A 20,075-nucleotide genomic window follows, 5' to 3' on the forward strand; every position below is an offset into this window, starting at 1 on the left:
TCCGCCGCTACATCATCTGGCGAAACCGCCATGCCGACGACCGGCGCCTACGCGCCGTCGTCGACAGGGCAAACGTTGCCTGATCCGGCACTAGCCAGAACATGGTGCTGGTGGGGCGTTCGGCTCCGGCCGCTCCGGCTGACGGCCTCACCGGTCCCCGGCGGGCCGGTGAGGCCGTCAGCCCGAGCAGCAGCCGTCGCGTGGACGCCAAGCCATGGCTGAAATCCTTTGATTGACGTGACATCGGATCAATAGGCGCTATGCCTTCGGTACGGAGAAGCAGATGAGCTTCCCGGAGCAGCCTGTGAAGAGCCGGCCGTCGACGGAGAACGCCGACCAGGAGCCCGCGCCTCCGCTGACCGGGTGGTGCCAGACCTGCTTGCCGCTGTCGGCATGGAATCCATAGAGCCCTTTCGGTCCCGCGGCGAGGAACAGGCCGTGCACGGCGCCCAGGAACTGCAACCCACCGAGACCGGAATCCGTCGCCCACCGGGCCGCGCCGGTACGGACGTCGACGGCGTGCGGGACTGTGCCGAGGCAGCAGACCGTCGCGCCGGACCGGTCGTAGCCCCGGTTCCCGCGGGCGGCGGTCCGCACGCTCCACAGAGACCGGCCCGTCACCGGGTCGAAGGCCGCGAGCAGCCCGCTCGTCGAGCCGTTGGCGTCGGTGCCCGGAAAGCAGAACAGGGTCCCGTCGCTCAAACGGAAAGACCCCTCGTACATGAGGACCTGACTGTTGGTCTGCGGCAGGCCGCTCGGTTTGCTCCGGAGCGTGTCGCCGTCGGCGTGGTCCAGGGCGAGCAGATTCACGTCGCTGTCGACGCCGTAGAGGACCTGACCCTTGGCCGGTGGGTACAGAGCGACGAGGTCCTACGAGCAGAGGCGCTCGCCCGTGTCCGGGGCGACGACCGTGTACCCGTTGAGGGGCGCCGTCGTGGACGTCTTCCCGGAGCCTGCGCCGCGGGCCCCTGGTCTTGGGTGCCCTGGGGGAGAGGCTGGGTGGGGCCGGTCATGCCCCAGCCCTGCCGGGGGTCCGACTGCGGGGTCTCGCTCACGGGCAACTCGCCTTTCGTCCGGGTTCTCGCCGTCAGGAGGGGTGCCGGCCTGTCCCGTGGGCCGGACCCGGGCGAGGGCACATCGGGACCCGACATGACTTGCCAAACCGTTGCTCGTCGTGGACGACGCACGCAGCGCGGAGCAGGTGCGTCCGCTGCTGCCCGCCGGTCCGGGCAGCAGGGTTCTGGTGGCGGAACGGCGGCGCCTGGTCGACCACCTGGTGCGGCAGGGCCGCTACCACGAGTGCAGAGCAGCGCTGGAGCTGGCGCCGCCCCACGCGGACGCGGCCGCGGACCGACGGATGGCCTCGTCCCTGCGGAACTGCGTGGGCACCGCTGACGTCCACCAGGGGCGGTTCCGGCAGGCACACGCCTGGTTCAGCGACGCGCTGCGCATCGGTCGCCAACAGGGGGACCCGCGCGAGCAGGCGCGGGCCACGGCCGGGATGGGCGCCGCAAAGTGGCCGCAGGGCCGCACGACGGAGGCGGTCGCCCACCTCGTCGATGTGGTGGAAGCGGCGGCCCGGCTCGACGACGACTGGCTGGCCGACACGTCGACCTGCAACCTCGGTGCCATCCACGACCGGCAGGGGTGGCACGAGGAGGCACTTGAGTACTTCACCACCGTACTCGCCTACGCCGAGAAGATCGGCCGGTCCAGGATGATCAGCAAGCCCCTGTGCTTCGCAGCCGACGCCCACCTGGCCCTGGGTCAGTACACCGAGGCCAGGAATCTGCTGCGGCGGGCGACCGCACTTGCCCGGGAGGTCGGCGACCTGCCGCTGCGTGCGGTGAGCCTGTCCCGGCTCGGCGCTGCGGAGCACGGCCAGGGCGACCCGCGCGCGGCCGTCGCCCTTCATCGCGAGGCCCTGTCCGCGCTGAACGAGCACACGAGCACGGCGCTGGAGATGGAGGTCCGCAGCCGCCTCGGCGACACCTACGCGGCGACAGGCCGCCGTGCCGGGGCACGGCAGCAGTTCCGGATCGCGCTTTCCCTGGCCCGAGCCGTGGACCACCCCGGGAGCACGCCATGGCGCCGGCCGGGCTGTGGGACTGCTGAGCAGCACCGCGCCATCGCCTCCGGCGAAGTCCGAGGTCGCCACGCATGCCTGTGCCGCTGGTGCGCGGGCGTGCGGGGTGAGGGACGCGGCCGGACCTCGCCGGGGTCGGCCTCCGCGGCAGGTCCCGGTTCGCAACAGTGTGGATCGACGACGCGTCCGTCGCAGTGCGGCCGCGGGACGTCGGCCGCGCCGTGACCGGAGCCGATCCCGGCGCAGTTCCCGCACAGCACCGGGAGGGCGAGCGGGCGCGGTGGCTGGCCTGTACCGGCATGCGGACCGGGCCGAGCCCCGGTCCGCGCCACAACCGACTGCCGCCGGAGACCGTGGCGTCGAGCCGGTGGCTGCGACCACGTCCGCCCGTGCGACGCGTTCCGGCGCGATGTGCGAGCGGCGGTCCGTGCGATCTCCCGCGCGGCGCCCGGAGGACAGCTTCCGGTTTCTGCGGAATGAGGTCTTGACGTCATGGAGGACTAGCTATTGGATGTGTGACCAATAGCGTGTTGGTCACGCGCCCAATAGTGTCGTGCGGCCGGTGGACCCGAGAGGCCTCGATGACGACGACGAACGACACCTCCTCCGTGAGCCCCTCCGACGGGCGCGGCCCCGAGCGCGCGGGGCAGCTGGAAACCCGTGGCATCGGTCTGGTCCCGGCGGACGAACGCGACGGGCGGCCGCGCCAGCTGTTCGCGGTCTGGGCGGCGCCGAACGTGAGTTACCTGAGCTTCGTCGTCGGCACCACGCTGGTCCTCATGGGGCTCACGCTCCCGCAGGCGCTCGGCGTGATCCTCGTCGGGAATCTGCTCTGGATCTGTACGGGCATCGTCGCGGCCAGCGGTCCGGCCGCGGGCACGAGCGGGTCGGTCATCTCTCGCGCGATGTACGGGGTCGTGGGGAACAAAGCCGTGCTCGTCCTGACCGGCTGGCTCATAGCCGCCGCCTACCTCGCCCTGAACTGGTCGGCCGCCTCGGTCGCCGGCATCGGTCTGGCCGGGCGGTTCGGCCTGCCGAACGGCTCGGTCACCGACGCGGTCGTCATCTGTCTGATCGCCGGGGGGACGCTGCTCATCGCGATCTTCGGACACGCGACGATCAACGTCTCTACACCGCACTCAGCGTCCTTTTGACGATGGTGTTCGTCGTCGTCACGGGGTACGTGCTCGCCGCGACCGACTGGTCCTACACTCCGGCCGAGCCGCTCAGGGGGACCGCACTCGCCGCGGCACTCGGTACGGGTCTCGCGATCAACGCCTCCACGCCGCTCTCGTACAGCAACAGCCCGGATCTCGCCCGTTACCTGCCCCGTGACAGCAGCCCGGTCGCGATCGCCGGATGGACCGCGTTCGGCGCGTACCTGCCGAGCACCATCTTCACCGCCGTCGGCGCGCTCGCGGCAACGAGCCTTGACATGAGCGACCCGGAAGCCGCACTGGAGAGCGTCCTGCCGGGCTGGTTCATCCCTGTCTTCGTCATCGCGGTCGTCGTCAACACCATGACGAACAACGGCATGACGGCCTATCGCCGCCGCAGCCGTCTACTGGGCGATGACCCGCGCCCTGCGCAGCATCCCGCGCACCTGACGCGCACCCTCCACCCATTCCACGGGCAGGGCGTCGCGCTGCGAGGCGCCCCGCCGACGAGCCGACCCGCGCCCGCCCTACCCGCACACCGAACGCAGCAGGACCAGAAGGAACTCCCTGTGCACGCCGACGTCATCGCACTCGCCCACCATGTCGAACATCTGGCCGCGGACACGGCCGGTCCGTCCGCGAACGCTGTCGCGATCGCCGACGGCCGCATCATCGCCGTCGGCACCGCGTCGGACCTCGAACCGTTGCGTGGTCCCGGCACGGCCGTCCACGACTTCCCGGGCGCCGTGATCCTGCCCGGCCTCATCGACGTCCACGCCCACCCCGTATGGGGGTCGATCTCGACCGGCAGCGGCGTGGACCTGTCCGGAGCCACCACTCTCGGCCAGGTGTTCGTCCGGCTGGCCGCAGCCGCGGACGCGCGGGCGACGGACGAGTGGATCACCGGATACGACCTCGATGTGAACGTGTTCGACGGCGACCCGACCGGCATCGTGTTCGCGGAGCACTTCCCCGGACGGCCGATCTCCTTGATGATGAGCGACGCGCACGCTCTCGTCGTGAGCCCCCGCGCCGTGGAGATCGCCGGTCTGACCGGCCGCGAGACGTTCACCGACGCCTCGTCGATCGAGGTCGGCCCGGACGGCCGCCCGACCGGACTCGTGGTCGAACTCCAGGCCATGGACCTGATATTCGGCCACTATCCCGAAGTGCCGGTGGACACCGCCGCCGAGTACGTGCGCCACCAGCTCGAACGCCTCGCGCGCAGCGGCCTCACCGGCCTGCACGCGCTCGACTTCTCCGACCCCTCCGAAGCGGTGTACCGGCACATCGAGGAACACGGCGACCTGCCGCTGCGCATCCGCTGCTCTCCGTTGAGTCCCGGCCGACTCACCGCCGGACGTCTGGCAGCACATCGCCGACCTCCAGGGCCGGAGCGGGCGCCGCTGGCACGTCGAGGGCGCGAAATTCATGCTCGACGGGACCGCGGACAACGGCACAGCATGGTTCGACCACCCGGACATCCACGGCGAGAACCGCGAACCCCTGTGGCGCGACACCGACGCGTACCGCGCCGCGATGCGGTTCTTCACCGAGCGCGGCATCCCGACCGCGACCCACGCGATCGGCGACCGGGCCGTCCGGTTCGCCCTCGACGTCATCGAGGAAGTCGGCCCGGGTGCCCGCGCCCCCCACCGCATCGAGCACATCGAGTCCATCCCCGACGACCTGCTGCGTAGGTTCGCCGAACTCGACGTCGTCGCAAGCCTCCAACCCGTGCACGCGACGCGGCACACACGCGCCGACGGCACCGACAACTGGTCGCGGCGCATCGGGCCCGACCGCGTCGCCCACGGCTGGCGCACCCGCGACCTCCTGGACCACGGCGCCGTCGTGGCCCTCGGCTCCGACTGGCCCATCGGCCCCGGCGATCCGCGCATCGGCCTGGCCGACTGCCAGTTGCGTCGCCCGGTCGAGGAGCCGGACGCGGCACCCGTTCAGCCCTGGCAGGCGATCTCGGCACGCGAGGCCTACACCGGCATGACCGCCGCGGCGGCCTATGCCGCCGGAGCGTCCGCCGAACTCGGACGGATCGCGCCCGGCAGCCTCGCCGACCTCACCGTGTTCGCGGCCAACCCGCTCGACCTCGCCCCCGAAGCACAGCCCGGCAATGCCGTCCTTGCGACGGTCGTCGGCGGTGCGGTACAGCTCCACACGAACACCGCGAAAGGACGCTCGTGACCACGACGTCAATCTCTCGTCCCCACCACCGCCGCCACGTCAAGGCCGCCGCCGCCGACCCGTACGACCGCGGCATCGCCCGCGGTGAGCGACTGCGCGACGGCATCCCCGCCGCGATCGACGCGTACGACCGGCTCTTCACCCTCGGCTCCATCACCCCCGCCCAGGTACGCGAGGACGCGGAGCGCGGTCTCGACGCGATCGGACGATTCCGTCCGGGAGCGCGTGCCGAGATCGAAGGCATCGCCCACGGGGCCGGTGCCGAGCCGTGGCGCATCGGGGCCCTCAACGCGCGCACCGAGATCCTGGCGCGCAGCGCCACCGTGCCGCCCGGCGAATGCACCACGATCGTGCGCCGCGCCGCCGATGACGGCCGCTCGGCGCCGCGCACGTTCGGCGTCCAGACGTGGGACTGGCACATCGAACTCAGCGCTCTGTGGCACACACTGGAGGTACGGGGCGGCCGCCACGGCTTCGTCGGCCTCACCGAAGACGGCATCCTCGGCAAGATCGGCGTCAACAGCGCCGGCCTGGCCCTGCACTTCAACATCCTCGGGCATCTCCGCGACAGCATCGGCGGCATCCCCGTGCATGTGCTCGCGGCGATCGTCCTCGAAGAAGCGGGCAGTGTCGCCGAGGCCGTGGAGATCGTCCGCAGCGCGCCCCTGGCATCGTCCGGTTCGTTCGCGCTCTTCGACGAGACGGACGCCGTCCTCCTCGACCTGAGCCCGGTCGGTGTGTTCTCCACGCAGCCAGAACAGGACATGCTGGTGCGCACCAACCACTTCCTGACGCCGGGCCCCGCCGCGGACGAGAAGACATGGCTCTACCAGCCGGATTCCGTAGAACGATACGACTTCGTCCGCGCACGTCTCGCGCGCACGGAGCCGCCGGCCACGCCCGACGACCTCGCGGGCTGCCTCGTGACGCGCGCCGGCGAGCCGCCGGTGACCTGCCTGCCCGACCTGGACAAACCGCTCGGCCAACGCTGGGCAAGCCTCGCGACCGTCACCCTCGAACCCGCGACGCGCACTGCCAGGATCCTCGACGGCACACCCGCCGACATGGGTTCGCGCGGCCGGCGCACGCTCACCGCCGGATGATGCGGGCGCATTCCCTCTCGTGACGGGAGCTCGTGCTGTCCCCGTAAGGCGCGCGCCGCGTGATGCGGCGGTCGTCAGTCCGGCTGCGGCCACCGCGTTCCCTCCGGCCCCGCTGCGCCGCGCTGCGAGGCGTTCGAGCAGCGGCGCGCGGTGTGCCATGTCCGCGGCGAGGCCGATCGCCGTCCACGCCATGGCCGGACCGCCCTCCAGAACCGCGCGGTCCGCGCCCGCGCCGGTGCCGTAGCGGGTGAAATCGGGGTTGTGCGTGATCGTGTTCGCAGTCGTAGCCGATCACCGGATGGATGGTGGGCACCAGGTGGGACACGTTGCCCATGTCCGTCGAGCCGGCACGTGGCGGCGGATCGTGGCGACGGATCGTGGTCCCGGACCGGGCGGCCGAGGTCACGGACGATGTCCCGGTACAGGCCCGCCATGGCCATATCGTCGAACAGACCGGTTCGCGGCATGTCGGCCTTGCCGCCGCCGTACTCTTCGGCAGGGGTGCCGAGCAGCTTCACGGTCACCTCCATTTCGTCCGCGAGGGGAGCGAGTGCGACTGCGGCGGCTGTGGCGGAGGCGCCGTTGACGTTGTGGCCGCAGGCGTGGCCGATACCCGGCAGGGTGTCGTACTCGGCGCAGATCCCGATCACGAGGTCGCCGGATCCGACGGTCGCCGTGAACGCGGTCGGCAGGCCCGCAACACCTCGGGTCACATCGAAGCCGCCGCGTTCGAGTTCTTCGGCGATCTTGCGGACGGATCGGTACTCCTCGTAGGCGAGTTCGGGTTCGGCCTGGAGGCTGTGGCTGAGTGCGGCCATCCGGTCCTGGCAGGAGGCCAGGGCGGTGCGGCTGAGCTCACGGCGGGGATTGCGCCGCGTCCGTCGCGGGGCGTGACACGTACAGCGTGGTGTGGAAGTAGCCGTCGATCTCCTTGCCGCGCGGATCCTCACCGGCCGCAATGACCGCGGTGACCGCGTACTGCTGCTCCTGCGGGCTGGTGAAGCGTCGCTGAGGGAAGGTGCGCTCGGAGACTTTCTCGGTGGTGAGGCCGTACGTTTTCAGACAGTCGGCAATGGGCTGGTAGGAGCCGGTGCGCAGTACGAACGCAGCGACCCGCACGGGGCCGTGAACGTTCTCCAGGAGGGGCCGGAAGGTGCGTGGCGACAGAAAGCTGGCTCCGCCGGTGATGGTGATCAGGCAGGTATGCCGTACCGCCTGACACAGGGCCGGCCCTGCCGGTGCGGTCTCCAGGTTCTCGGCGAACCCGTCGTCCAACAGGCCCACGGCGCGAGCGTAGGAGACGGCACGGGGGGCGGCGTCGAGCCCGACGACGCGAACCGCGTCCGAGCGCCGGTGAGCCGCGTAGAACGCCCTGTCCCACTCGGTCAACTCGGCGGTGGTCAGCGTGCCGGCGTGCGGGGACGTGTAGTGGGCGTACAGGTCGTTCCAGGTGAGGTGATGGTTTGAGCAGAGCGGCGTTGATGCCGTACGAGCAGCAGATGTCCAGCACCGTGGCCGGGCCCGCCGCGTCCTTCGAGGATCCGCATGTGCTGAGCATGCGCCGGAACACGCCCTGCGCATGGTGAGGGGTCTGGTACTCCCAAGGCCCCAGCGCACGGAAGTACGCGCGCGGGTCCGGCTGGTTGTAGGTGTCGTCGAACGGGGTCCTGCCCTCGGCGGCGGAGACGTCCTCACCTGGGGAGCCGCCGACCGCAAGCGGTTTTGAGTCCCTCGGCTGCACAGGGGGCATCACATGTTCCTTACTCTCGGTCGGAACCCGTGTTCCTGAACCAGTCAACGCCCAACGCCGCTTGCGGGGAACAGGGCGGGCACGAAACCGGCCAGTTCCGTCCGCGAGATCCCTGCCACCGCCGCGGGCAGCAGTTGTTCCCGGCGCCCGCCGGGCCCGGACATCATCTTCGACGGCCGGGCCTGCCCCCTTCCTCGGCAAAGACCCCGGTACGACGGCGGTGGCGCGGAAGACGCCCGCCGCGGTGGGCAGCAGACGCCAGGCTTCGGCGGTGGGAGTTCCGTCGGGGGCGATCAGAGCCGCTTCCAGCAGCAGCCCGTCAGCCACTCCAACGACCCGGCCGGGAAGTAGTGCGCCGCCAGCCGCTGTGACACCTGATCGCCGTACTCGTCCGCCAACATGAAGCCCCCGGGCCGTTTCGGCAATGATGGTCGAACACAAGGGACTTGGGGAGTACTCGCGCCCATCCGACGGACGGAACGACGAGCCAGTCCGTGCGAGCGCCGACGCCGAACTGCCCGAGCTCAATCCGACGGGGCCGCTTCGATGTCAATCTCGTCCGGCGTCCAGCCCGTGAGGTCCAGCAGCAGCCCGTCGATCGGCCCGTCGGTCAGCTTGGCACAGAGCTGACCGGGCCACGGCCCGGGGCTGGATCGTCGTGGTCCCGGCTGTACACGCGGCCGCACAGCGGTGACCCGACCTGATAGCTCGGGTCGCAACAGGCGCGGATCCACTGTGCTGCGCGGTACTGCGCCTCCGCCGGTGCTGCAGAGGGCCCGTGTGACCATCTACGCGCTCAGCGTGTGACACCCCGGAGCGCGCTTCGAAAGTGGCGCGTTCCGGGGGTGTCACTTCCACCCGCGGCGAACTGTGCGGGGTGGCCGACTGCTGCGCGTGCATCCCGACGACGTCCCGGCCGGTCACCCCGCGAAGACAGTCAGGCCCGCCGGAGCCGATCGCCCATGCTGTCGTCCGCCCGGTCTGCCGCTATCGAGGCGCGATCGTCTTGAGCCAGTCGTCGACGCTGACGACATCCGCCCACTGCGGGAACAGTCGCTCGATCAGGACCCGGTGCACCTCGGGGTCGGTGTCCAGACAGGCGTCGGAGAGGACGCTGAGGCCGAAGTCCAGGTCGTTCGCCTGGCACAGGGTGTACAGCACCACAGCGCTGGTGGCGATGCCGGTGAGTACGAGGCTGTCGATACCGCGTGCCCTCAGCACCACGTCGAGATCGCTGCCTGAGAACGCGCTCGCCCGTCTCTTGGTGACCACCACGTCGCCCGGCCGGGGCGCGACATCGGGGTGGATCTCGGTGCCTGGGGCGCCCTCGACGTAGAGGCCGGCTCGTGCGATGGCCGCGAGAGCCCTGTTGCGCGTGCCGACTTCCGGGAAGTCGGGACGTAGCGAGATGACCACATAGATCACGGGGATGTTCGCGGACCGGGCCCCGTCGATAGCCCTGCGCAGGCGTGGCAGGTATCCGGAGCCGTCGTCGGCTATGTCCACGATGGCCCGTTGGACGTCCATCACGAGAAGGGCGCTGCTCATGTCGTCTCCAGGAACGAAGTCGGTTCGGCGTTGAAACGGGCCAAGTTCTCCAAGTTCGGATCCTACGCGGCCTCGGTCAGGGCGGTGGTGCGACAGTCGGACAAGATGGGACGGGCACAGGCTCTCAGCCGGCAGTTCGTGCGACGCATGGTGAACGACGCCGCCCGGCACAGCATGGTGGAGAGTGCCTCACCAACCCGGCACACCGCCGATCGCCGCTCATCCGGCTCGCCGACGAGGGCCGGGCTGTGATCAGTGCGGTACGGGCCTGTGAGTACGCACTGCTGCGTCAAGCCGACGGCCAGGCCACATTGGCCCGGAACTCGCACACGCTCCTGTTGAGGACCACCTGGTCATCCAGCCGCATGCGACCACGTGACGAGTCGGGCAGCGGCGGACGGATGAACTCGCATTCCGCGTCGGACCGTCCCGGTGCGGCGGGTTGCGGAAGCCGGCGCGAGGGTCTGCGGAGGACTCCCCTCCTCGGACAGCCACGCCTAACCTGCATGTATGACCTTGGGGGATGAACTGTTCCTGCTCGCGACAGTCCCGGGCAGGCGACGTATACGGATACGGGCCGAGGACCGGCTCCGGTTCGCCCTACGGGCCTCGGAGTTGGTGGATCTGGGCCTGGTCGGCCGGATCACAGTCAGCCCCCGGCGGATCGAGGTGACGGACTCCCGGCGCGTCGAGGACCGTCGCCTGAGCAATGTCCTACGCAGTCTGGGCGCGGCTGCTCCTCCACCCAGCCTCAAGGACTGGCTGCGCCAGACACCGCGCTCCCTCACCATCGAGTACCTTTCCCGGCTCGAGGACCAGAAGGCGCTCCGGGTCCGCCGGTGGCGCGACCCCGGCGGCCGTACCCGTCACGACATTCTCTCCATCGACCTGCCGCGCCGCCGGGCGCTACTGGCTCGTCTCGACAGCGTGGTCCGCTCCGGCTCCGCAATGCCGAAGGACGCCCGTGATGTGCCCCTCGCCGTGCTCGTCCAAGCTGCGGGCCTCGCCCGTGCCGCGTACCCAGGTCTGCAGGGCATCGCGGACCGCCGCCGTTTGGCAGCCCTTGGCGCACCCGACCATCCCACTTCCGCCGCGGCCGGAACGGACCCGGATGCCGACGAGGAACTCGCAGCAGCACTGGCCACCGGCGCCGACGCCCTCACCCGCCGACTTGTCGGAGAGTTGAGCGACCTCTACTCCGACTTCACCACCGGCGGGAACGGTCTCGCCCACGATCTGGACCCGGGCGGTTGGTCCGAGGGAGGCACAGCCGGCACCAGTCACCACAGTGGTGGGCACGGGGACGGCAGCCACGGCGGCTGGTGAAACCAACAGCCGGGAGGCGCGCAACTCGTATCCGAGCCCAGTGGCTCATCGGGCGCTTGAAGCCACGGAGCCGAGCGAAGGTCTGCTCGATGAGCCGAGGCTTCAGGACGGTCTCTCCTGTCGAGCAGGACCCGAGTGCTGAACGGGATCAAGCCGCCGGCCCTCGCGGAGCCTGCCGCAGTCGTCTGCAGCGTCTGCTGAGCGATCGTTTGCGCGCGTGGCGGTCATCATCGGTGACTGGCCGCGTTCCGCGGGCGTTCGGTGATCCACGTACCGGTCACGCCGCGCGCCGACGCCGCACCGCCTGGCGGATCACCCTGGGGACGAACCCCATTCCGAAGCTGATCACGACTGCTCCTGCGGCCAGCAGAGTCGGCCGCCCGGGCCAGGTCGCGCCGGCCAGCTCCAGATGGGAGGAGGGGTATTCGGAGAACTTCGCCGTGACCAGAGCCGTACGGACGTCGCTGTGCTCGGCGAGGTCGCGCAGGACCGGGTCGAAACCGAACTCCCCCTTACGCCGCCCCCCGCCTGGCATCTCCACGGCCAGTCCGTTGCGGCGCGCCCACGTGCGCAGCGGCGTGTCCACGGCCGATGCGCTTGCGACGCCGGGGACCACGAAGCGATCCACTCCGTGGGCGCCGCGGTGTGTTGGCTCGGCGATCAGGACCAGGCCGTGACGGGTGGTGACGGTGTCGCGGGCTGCGAACACCACCGTTCGCGCGGTGAAGGACACCCCGCCGTAGGCTTCGAAGGCCGCAGCTGCGTCGATTTCGCCGACGCCGTCGACCAGGCCGATGCCCACGGTGGGCCGCAGCCAGGGGAATGCGGCGTTCAGTGCGTACGGCAGGTCGCCGACGGCGAGCTGGTTGGCCGGGGTCGCGGTCGGCCCGTCCAGGGTCCAGCCCGGATATGACAGCCGCTTCCCGATGCGGGCAGCCTCGTCCTTGCCCGCCAACTCCTCCACCACCCGCAAGGCGCCGACGGTGCCGGAGGTGATGCCCGCGGTGGTGGTCACCCGCCCATCCTCGACGTACCGCTGACCGCGCTTCCAGTGCACCTGGGGGTACTGGCGTTTCAGGGAGCTGATCCCGGACCAGAACGAGGTCGCGTCGTAGCCGTCCAACAAGCCGGTGGCTGCCAGGAGTTCCGAGCCCGCGCACACGCCGAGGACGCGCGCACCCTTGCGGTGGCGTTCGACGATCCACTGGCGTGTCCGGGCCTCCTTCGCGTCGGCCGGGTCGGTCACCGCGGGCACGACCACCACATCGGGCTCGGGCAGTGTGCCGTGCTCCACTTCCGTCAGCGTGTGATCGGGAAGAAGGTGCGCTCCGCCGGACAACGGGGAGACACGGCGCTCGGCCGCCACGGTGTAAATGAAGAACTTCTCCGACTCGGCGAACACCTGATAGGGCGCCAGGACGTCGGTTGCCACGGAGCCCTCGTTGCTGACGACCACTGCCACCGTGATGCGGTCCTTCGGTGCCATTCGCGCGGCCGGCCATGACCGCGTGCCGGATGCGGCAGGAGCGGGTGCGAAGCTGTCCGCCATGGACGCACTCACCCCGGCGAGGACGATCCCGGCGAACGACGCCACCGACAGCACCATGCCTGTCAGGACCCAGCCGGCATGGCGGACCACCTTACGGCCCTTACTGACCTCGGAATTTACCCCAGACAAGACATACCTCCATAATTGGGATGCGTGATGGCAGTGCTGTGCACCCATGGCTCAAAGCGGGGAAAACAGAAAAGGGAGGACGGGCAGGACCGGGGAACAGCCCTCTCCCGGAGAACGGGATGGTCAGTCGGCCAACTGCGGCTGTGTCCGCAGCCGGGAGGGCGGGGCGCCGAAGGTTTCGGTGATCAGGCGGCGTAGCTGCCGTGCGTCACGGAAGCCGCAACGGGCCGCGACGGCCTCCACCGTCAGACCGGTGCCGACCAGCAGGGTGCGGGCCCGCTCCAGGCGCAGCTGCCGCTGGTAGGTGAGCGGGGTGATGCCGGTGGCCTTGGTGAAGGCTTGGGTCAGGCCGCGCGGAGACAAGTGGGCAATGGCCGCGAGCTCATCCAGGGTGTGGCGGGCGTCCAGATTCTGGGCCAGGTAGTCCTGCACCCGATGCACTGCGGGCTGCAGATGGTCGCGGTAGCGCAGGAACGGGCTGATCTGCGCGCTGTCGCCGTCCCGTCGCAGATACAGCACCAGCTCACGGGCGACTGCGGCGGCCAGCTCAGGGCCGTGGTGCTGTTCGACGAGAGACAGCGAGAGGTCGATGCCGGCGGAGATGCCCGCACTGGTGCTGACCCGTCCGTCGTGGACGTACAGCGCGGCTTCGCGCACCCGAGCGGCGGGGTATCGCTCGCGCATCGCCGTGGTGAGCGACCAGTGCGTCGTGCACGCCCGGCCATCCAGCAGCCCCGCCTCCCCGAGTACGGCGGCACCGCTGCACACCGACGCGACCCGGGCTCCGGCCTCAAAGGCTTCCCTTACCCAGCGCACTGTGGCATCCGTTACCAGTCGGCCGGATCCAGTCAGTCTCGGCCCGGGGACCAGCACCAGATCGCCGGGCCCGGCCTGTGTCGCTGCCAGGTGCGACAGACCGGTCAGCTGCAGCCCTTGCGCCGAGCGCACCCCGCCGGTCTCTGCGGCGTACTCCAGCCAGTAGCCGCCACCCAGATGAGCAGCGGCATCGAAGACCTGGACCGGGCCACCGAGGTCCAGCAGATTCACCTCGGGCAGCACCAGCACGATCACACGTCCGGTGCACCCGCTCGTCACATCATTCACCCGGACACAGTAAGCAGGAGCCGGCAGTGTCCACGAGGACTCTCAGCGCAGTGGAGCGGACAGATCAGGCACTGCCTGAGAGGCGACCCACGGTGAAGTCGGGCGTGTTCGTCTCCTTCCTGCTGGGCATGCGACGCTCTTTGCGTTCCTTGCTCCACCCCTTGGGGCCAGTCGATGCCTCAGTCGGCGAGCTGGGCCGTGGCGCAGCCGCCGCGGGGGTGCGGGCGGCCTCGATCTCTTCGGTGACGGCCGATGTGGCATATGGGGATCAACGAACCGCGCGGCCGGGTTGTTTGTCCGCCGCGGTGGTCTGCGGATGCCCGCGAGGAGGCCGACGGCTCGTGTCTGGAGGTGGTCTTCTTCCCGTCAGCTTGTCAGCGAGGACGATCAGCAGGGGCGGGAACTTCGACGGTCGCCCGGCGTGGTGGCAGAGGGTCCACCAGTCCGGCGGGGCCGGCGCCGACGGTGCGTGCGGTGCGTGGTCCGTGGGCCGGTGAGCGCAGCGAAGGCCTCCCTCGGTCGTGGTCTGACGGCGGCCGGTGGCCGGGGCGGCCAAGTGGAAAAGCGGGCGCACACGACCGGGCGACGGACACGGACACGGGGTACGCCGCCGGGTCCGCCCTCCGGGTCGGCACGTGGCCAAGGGGCCTGGTATGTCCCTTGGTCACATAGCTCATCCGTTTCCAAGAGGTGAGAAGTGGTGCACGATCCGATGCGTGTAGATCTCCTGCCGCACCCAGTCCGATGTCTGCGAACTCAGGGCCGCGCTGGTGGGACTTGGGATCGCAGGAGACCAACTCGAACTCTCAGCCCCGGGCGTAGAGCTTGGCAAGCTCAGTGGTCGGGCACTTCTCGTGATCGGTCAGGCTGGTTTCACCCGGACCCTTGTCCCTGTCCCTGGCTGGAGTGAAGGATGAAGGGACGGGCGGGATGGCCGACGCGGGCAGCGGCCGGGGATCGTGTCGTGCTCCCGTCGTTTTGCGCGTCGGTCGGGCCCGCCCGCCCGAGCCATCGGCAATGCGGCGCTGACGGCCGGCGGGGGACGCCTGGCGTGGGAGAGGCCGGGACGGATATCTGGTACCCGTGACGTATTCGAAGGCTGCGGTACGCCTGCAGTTGCCCTCGGCCGGTTCCGGGAGCGGACGGTGGGGCCGTCCGGGCGTCGGGTCAGTGGGTGGCGAGGAGTTCGAGCGTGTCGATCACACGGTTCGAGAAGCCCCACTCGTTGTCGTACCAGGCGACCACCTTGATGTGTCGGCCGTCCACCCGGGTGAGTGACGAGTCGAAGATCGACGACGCGGGATTGCCCGTGATATCCGAGGACACGAGCGGGTCGTCCGAGTACTCGATGATGCCGGCGAGCTGCCCCTCCGCCGCGGCGCGGTACGCCGCCAGCACGTCGTCGCGCGTCACGTCGCGGGTGACGGTCGTGTTGAGTTCGACGATCGACCCCACCGGTACCGGCACGCGGATCGAGTCGCCCGCCAGCTTGCCGTCGAGATTCGGCAGCACGAGGCCGATCGCCTTGGCAGCGCCCGTCGTGGTCGGCACGATGTTGACAGCGGCGGCGCGGGCGCGGCGGGCGTCGCGGTGGGGGCCGTCCTGCAGGTTCTGTTCCTGGGTATAGGCGTGGACCGTCGTCATGAAGCCGTGCTCGATGCCGGCGAGCTCGTCGAGGACCGCGGCCAGCGGCGCAAGCGCGTTGGTCGTGCATGAGGCGTTCGAGACGATCGTGTGCATGGCCGGGTCGTACGCGTCGGTGTTGACCCCGTACGCGAGCGTGACATCGGCGCCGTCCGACGGCGCGCTGACGAGCACCTTCTTCGCGCCTGCGTCGACGTGGGCGCGGGCGGCCGTGGCCGACGTGAAGCGGCCGGTCGCCTCGAGCACTATGCCGATGCCGAGCTCGGCCCACGGCAGCTGCGCCGGTTCGCGCTCGGCGAGCACCGTGATGCGACGGCCGTCGACGACAAGGGCGTCCCCGTCGACGGTCACTGGGCGGCCGAGCCGGCCGGCCGTCGTGTCGTAGGCGAGCAGCCGCGCGAGGGTGGATGGCTCCGTGAGGTCGTTGACGGCGACGACCTCGAGGCCGCTGTCGCGTTCGAGCAGTGCGCGCAGCACATTGCGCCCGATGCGGCCGAATCCGTTGATGGCGATGCGAGTCATGAGTGGTGTCCCTTCGGTTCGCCATCAGGCTCGCTTGCGGCATCCGTCCGTGACAGCGGCGTGACTGCCACGGCTCGAAAGGATCGCGCCACGGCGGGCGCGCTACTCACCCTGGGCGAAGGTGCGCCGATACTCGCTCGGCGTGGTGCCGAGGATGCGCTGGAAGTGCAGCCGCAGATTCGCACCTGTGCCGAGACCGACATCGGCGGCGATCTGCTCGACGCTCCGCTGCGAACGCTCAAGCAGCTCACGGGCCACGTCGATGCGGGCACGCATGACCCACTGCATCGGCGTGTACCCCGTGTCCTCGACGAAGCGCCGCGAGAACGTGCGCGCCGACACCGCCGCGTGCCGGGCGAGCATCTCAAGGGTGAGGGGCTCGCCCAGGCGGTGCAACGCCCACTCGCGGGTGGCGGCGAACCGCTCGCCGAGCGGCTCGGGCACGCTGCGTGGCACATACTGGGCCTGACCGCCGCTGCGGTAAGGGGCCGCGACCAGCCGCCGGGCCGCGTGGTTCGCCGCGGCCACCCCCAGGTCGCCGCGCAGAATGTGCAGGCACAGATCGATGCCCGAGGCGGCGCCGGCCGACGTCAGCACGCTGCCCTCGTCGACGAACAGAACGTTCCCGTCGACCTGGACCAGCGGATGCCTCGCGGCCAGCGCGCGTGTGTAATGCCAGTGCGTCGTGGCGCGCTTGCCGTCGAGCAGGCCCGTGGCGGCGAGCGCGAATGCTCCCGTCGAGATGGCGGCGAGCCGCGCGCCCCGATCGTGGGCCGTGATCAGCGCATCGACGACGGCCTGCGGCGGGTCGTCGCGGTCCGGGAACCGGTAGCCGGGGATGAAGACGATGTCGGCCCACGCCAGCGCGTCGAGGCCGTGGGCGACGCAGTACGACAGGCCGTCGCCGCCGGTTACGAGGCCGGGTGCGGCGCCACATACCCGCACCTCGTACGGCATGCTCGCGCGGGTCGTGAACACCTGCGCAGGAATGCCGACATCGAGCGGCTTCGCACCTTCGAGCACAAGGACGGCGACGCGATGCAGGCGGGAGGTTGGCACGGGAAAAGAATACGAGGAGGCGTGGGGTCGGCCCGTCCCCCCTGACCGATGGCGCCGGGCGCCGTCGTGTCCCGGTCCATGGAATACGGGACTCATCGGGCAGGTGCCGCAGGCCGCGCGCTGGGCACGGGTCTGCCGGCCGGTTCCCGCACGGGGGCCAATACGATGCCGACCAGCGTCAGGTACGCCGCAGCGGGTACGCCGACTCGCCCTTCCAGACGCTGTATCCAGTACAACATCGTGGCATCACGTTGCCGGTTTCGAGAAGGGGCCGTATCAGCGCAGCCACGCTTGCTCCGACGCTCTGCCGCGACCTGGCGGTTCGTGTGATTCGCCGAGCCTCGGCACTCGCATCGCATGCTTGTCCGCTCGAATACGGTGCCGGCGTGCGGGGTGGCGCCAGCGGCCGGTGGCGTCGCCGGCAACGGTTGTGGACCGAGCCGTTGTTACCGGCAGGGTGCGGTGAGGCTGGTGGTCAGGTCGCCGAGGCGGTGCCAACGGAGGATCTCCGGCCGGTCCGCGCGGCATCTGATCCGATCCTTCCGGCGCTTCGGCGCTTCGGCGCTCCGGCGTGATTGTGGTGGTGGTCCGGTGTTCGCTGGAGTGATGCGCTCGCTCGAAGGTGTGAAAGTGAGGCAGGCCGGGGCGATATCCGGTGTGCCGGACTTACTGTCGGGATGTGACGGTTCTTGGGGCGGGGTCTGCTGACGCGGGCGGTGCGCGGGCGGATGAGGAGCGGCTGGCGGAATCGGCGTCGGTGGTGCTGATGCAGCCGACGACTCTGTGCAATCTCAACTGCTCCTACTGCTATCTGCCGGACCGGAGAGTGTCGCGGCGCATGAGTGTGGAGGTCGCGCAGGCTGTGGCGACCGGTGTCCGGGAATGGTCCAGGAAGCGCCCGGTGGCCGTGGTGTGGCATGGCGGTGAGCCGCTTGCCGTGGGCCCGGCTTATTTCCGTTCTCTGGTGGCGCCGTTCGGGTCGGGCGAGGGGTACGCGGTGACGCATGCGGTGCAGACCAATGCCGTGCTCATCGACGAGGCGTGGTGCGAGGTGTTCTCGACGGTCCCGGTCCGGGTGGCGGTGAGCGTGGACGGCCCGGGTGAGGCGAACGCGGCCCGGGTGGACTGGGCGGGACACCCGAGTCTGGAGCGGGTCATGAGCGGGATCGGGATGCTGCGCCGGGCCGGAATCCCCTTCAACATGATCGCGGTGGTGGCCGACGCGGCTCCGGGAGCGGCCACTGCTGTGTACCGATTCGCCTGTGAGCTGGGCTGCGACAGCCTGGGGGTGAACCTGGCCGAGAAGAAGGGTGTGTATGGAGGTGGGCAGGGGGCCGGGGGCGGGATTGTGACGTTCTGGCAGGAGCTGGCGGCGTGCTGGCAGGCCGATCCCCGCATTCGGGTCAGGGAACTTGACCATGTCTACACCTATATCCGTGAGGAACTGGCCGGCACCGCCGTTCTGCGTGCGGGTCGTGCGTTGACGCCGCTTCCTCTGGTGGCCTGGGATGGCGGTTTCCTCCCGATCGGGGCGGAGCTGGCGGGTTTTCGTTCACCCCGCCATGGCCTCTTCTCCGCGGGCAACGTCCTGGACACTCCGCTGGCCGTCCTCTTGGCCCGCGCGCACGAAGTGCCATGGGTCGCCGAGGCACTTGCGGGCGTGGCCGGTTGCCGTGAGCACTGCGACTACTTCGCCTACTGCCGCGGCGGTCAGGCGGCCAACAAGTACTTCGAGACCGGCCGCCTGGACAGTACCGAAACCATGTACTGCCGTACCAGCAAGATCAACCTGATGGAAGGAATCCTGCGTCATGCCGAACGTGCCTGTGTCTGACGAGGTCATGGAGAGCACTGCCCCGCTTGCCGAGCGCATCGAAGCCTGCCGGGATCCGCTTGCCCGGGCCGTAGCCCAGGCCGGTGAATGCTATGAGACTGCGAGCATCTTCGGCTGGGACTACGGTGTGCCCGGCTTCGACGAGACCGGCGGAGGTGCCTGAACCGGCTTCGCCTTGGTGGTGCCGCCGTTGGGGCGTCACCGGTGAGCGGTCGTCACGTCCCGGACCTGGCTGCGAGAGGACAACAGTGTGGTTCCCGGGCCTGTGTCATAGGACGTGACGGACCCGGGTGAGACCGGCTCAGCTCCGGAAAGCCGGTGTGAGGTCCTGCCGGGGTGGCGGTGTGTTGTGGTGGTTGTCATCGTGTGGTGATGGTGTATGTGGTGCCGTGGGTGATGGCTTGGAGTTTGTCGGGGTTGGCGACGTTGTGGATGGTGGTGATGTGGCCGTTGGCGTCGAAGTCGAGGGTGACGGTGGCGATTACGTGTTCTGGTCCGGTGAAGACGATGCCTGATGCGCCATTGATTTCGGCGAGTCGGGATTTGATGTCGGTGGGTTTGATGCCTTGGTAGGTGGCGGTGCTGATGGCTGCGAACCAGGCGGCGACTGTGGTTGCGCCGGTAACGGGGCGGAGGGCTTGGCGGACCTTGCCGCCGCCGTCGGTCCAGAGGGTGACATCGGGGGAGAGGAGTTCCATCAGGGTGTTGAGGTCGCCGCCGGTCGTGGCGGCGAAGAATCGTTCCGTGGCTTCGCGTTGTTGTGATCTGTCGGCGCTGTAGCGTGGCCGTCGGGCTTGCACGTGCTCGCGGGCCCGGTGTGCGGCTTGTCGGACTGCGGGTTCGGAGCGTTTTACCGCTTGTGCGATTTCGGTGTGGCTGAAGTCGAAGACTTCTTTGAGTACGAATACTGCACGTTCCAGTGGGCTGAGTGTTTCCAGGACCACCAGCATGGCCATGGATATCGATTTGAAGTTCCCCCCTGAACCGGGACAGCGGATGTTTACGCTGCGGGGGTGAGGTCTTGCTGCAGCAGGCTCCGGGTTTCGAGGGGTGTGACGTACC

15 protein-coding genes and 3 pseudogenes are annotated in these 20,075 nt (G+C 69.7%); 9 read left to right on the top strand and 9 right to left on the bottom strand.

Going from position 1 to position 20,075, the window contains the following annotated elements:
- A pseudogene (locus ABZ826_RS36055) lies at positions 1-83 on the top strand (transposase); the annotation flags it as partial.
- Between the two features lie 175 nt (positions 84-258).
- Here the strand turns inward: ABZ826_RS36055 and ABZ826_RS36060 are convergent.
- On the bottom strand, positions 259-810 hold the full coding sequence (locus ABZ826_RS36060) for a PQQ-binding-like beta-propeller repeat protein (protein WP_361458337.1): 552 nt from the start codon (positions 808-810) through the stop codon (positions 259-261).
- A gap of 364 nt (positions 811-1,174) precedes the next feature.
- Between ABZ826_RS36060 and ABZ826_RS36065 the strand changes: the two genes are divergently transcribed.
- The 4 genes and pseudogenes from ABZ826_RS36065 to ABZ826_RS36080 all read left to right on the top strand — a co-directional run bounded on the left by ABZ826_RS36065 (position 1,175) and on the right by ABZ826_RS36080 (position 6,548).
- A complete protein-coding gene (locus ABZ826_RS36065) occupies positions 1,175-2,311 on the top strand; it encodes a tetratricopeptide repeat protein (protein ID WP_361458340.1) in 1,137 nt (378 codons plus the stop codon).
- A 356-nt stretch (positions 2,312-2,667) separates the two neighbouring features.
- Positions 2,668-3,560 (top strand): annotated as a pseudogene (locus ABZ826_RS36070) (cytosine permease); the annotation flags it as partial.
- A gap of 1,114 nt (positions 3,561-4,674) precedes the next feature.
- Positions 4,675-5,445 carry an amidohydrolase family protein gene (locus tag ABZ826_RS36075; RefSeq protein WP_361458343.1) on the top strand — a complete coding sequence of 257 codons (771 nt, stop codon included), beginning with the start codon at positions 4,675-4,677 and terminating at the stop codon, positions 5,443-5,445.
- Positions 5,442-6,548 (top strand): C45 family peptidase, encoded by a 1,107-nt coding sequence (locus ABZ826_RS36080; protein ID WP_361458346.1) that lies wholly within the window; start codon positions 5,442-5,444, stop codon positions 6,546-6,548. The genes ABZ826_RS36075 and ABZ826_RS36080 overlap by 4 nt, the downstream gene beginning before the upstream one ends.
- Before the next feature lie 74 nt (positions 6,549-6,622).
- Here ABZ826_RS36080 and ABZ826_RS36085 read toward each other — a convergent pair whose 3' ends face one another.
- On the bottom strand, positions 6,623-7,366 hold the full coding sequence (locus tag ABZ826_RS36085) for a M20/M25/M40 family metallo-hydrolase (protein ID WP_361458349.1): 744 nt from the start codon (positions 7,364-7,366) through the stop codon (positions 6,623-6,625).
- A 37-nt stretch (positions 7,367-7,403) separates the two neighbouring features.
- Positions 7,404-7,937 carry a hypothetical protein gene (locus ABZ826_RS36090; protein ID WP_361458352.1) on the bottom strand — a complete coding sequence of 178 codons (534 nt, stop codon included), beginning with the start codon at positions 7,935-7,937 and terminating at the stop codon, positions 7,404-7,406.
- A 74-nt stretch (positions 7,938-8,011) separates the two neighbouring features.
- Between ABZ826_RS36090 and ABZ826_RS36095 the strand changes: the two genes are divergently transcribed.
- Entirely contained in the window at positions 8,012-8,134 is a 123-nt protein-coding gene (locus ABZ826_RS36095) for a hypothetical protein (protein ID WP_361458355.1), read from the top strand.
- A gap of 1,151 nt (positions 8,135-9,285) precedes the next feature.
- Here the strand turns inward: ABZ826_RS36095 and ABZ826_RS36100 are convergent.
- Positions 9,286-9,846, bottom strand: a complete 561-nt coding sequence (locus tag ABZ826_RS36100; protein ID WP_361458358.1) for an isochorismatase family cysteine hydrolase — start codon at positions 9,844-9,846, stop codon at positions 9,286-9,288.
- Positions 9,847-10,356: 510 nt separating this feature from the next.
- Between ABZ826_RS36100 and ABZ826_RS36105 the strand changes: the two genes are divergently transcribed.
- Positions 10,357-11,172 (top strand): GPP34 family phosphoprotein, encoded by an 816-nt coding sequence (locus tag ABZ826_RS36105; protein ID WP_361458361.1) that lies wholly within the window; start codon positions 10,357-10,359, stop codon positions 11,170-11,172.
- Between the two features lie 277 nt (positions 11,173-11,449).
- Here the strand turns inward: ABZ826_RS36105 and ABZ826_RS36110 are convergent, their stop codons facing one another.
- The 4 genes from ABZ826_RS36110 to ABZ826_RS36125 form a co-directional block, all read right to left on the bottom strand.
- Positions 11,450-12,811 carry a DJ-1/PfpI family protein gene (locus ABZ826_RS36110; RefSeq protein WP_361458364.1) on the bottom strand — a complete coding sequence of 454 codons (1,362 nt, stop codon included), beginning with the start codon at positions 12,809-12,811 and terminating at the stop codon, positions 11,450-11,452.
- Between the two features lie 162 nt (positions 12,812-12,973).
- Entirely contained in the window at positions 12,974-13,954 is a 981-nt protein-coding gene (locus ABZ826_RS36115; RefSeq protein WP_361458366.1) for a GlxA family transcriptional regulator, read from the bottom strand.
- A 1,167-nt stretch (positions 13,955-15,121) separates the two neighbouring features.
- The gene (gap, locus tag ABZ826_RS36120) at positions 15,122-16,120 is read right to left on the bottom strand and encodes a type I glyceraldehyde-3-phosphate dehydrogenase (protein WP_361458368.1); all 999 of its coding nucleotides are present in this window, start codon (positions 16,118-16,120) and stop codon (positions 15,122-15,124) included.
- A gap of 102 nt (positions 16,121-16,222) precedes the next feature.
- Positions 16,223-17,179, bottom strand: a complete 957-nt coding sequence (locus ABZ826_RS36125; RefSeq protein WP_361458370.1) for a helix-turn-helix domain-containing protein — start codon at positions 17,177-17,179, stop codon at positions 16,223-16,225.
- Positions 17,180-17,858: 679 nt separating this feature from the next.
- On the opposite strand from ABZ826_RS36125, the gene amcB reads away from it, so the two are divergent.
- Both amcB and ABZ826_RS36135 read left to right on the top strand, forming a co-directional pair.
- Entirely contained in the window at positions 17,859-19,013 is a 1,155-nt protein-coding gene (gene amcB / locus ABZ826_RS36130) for a cyclophane-forming radical SAM peptide maturase AmcB (RefSeq protein ID WP_361458372.1), read from the top strand.
- Complete coding sequence (locus ABZ826_RS36135; protein ID WP_361458374.1) at positions 18,991-19,176, top strand: hypothetical protein; 186 nt, start codon at positions 18,991-18,993, stop codon at positions 19,174-19,176. Before amcB ends, ABZ826_RS36135 begins: the two co-directional genes overlap by 23 nt.
- A gap of 196 nt (positions 19,177-19,372) precedes the next feature.
- On the opposite strand, the pseudogene ABZ826_RS36140 reads toward ABZ826_RS36135, so the two are convergent.
- Positions 19,373-19,981 (bottom strand): annotated as a pseudogene (locus ABZ826_RS36140) (sigma factor-like helix-turn-helix DNA-binding protein); the annotation flags it as partial.
- Positions 19,982-20,075: the final 94 nt, after the last annotated feature.

The organism is Streptomyces sp. NPDC047515 (assembly GCF_040643055.1).
In the GTDB taxonomy this organism is placed as follows: Bacteria; Actinomycetota; Actinomycetes; order Streptomycetales; family Streptomycetaceae; genus Streptomyces.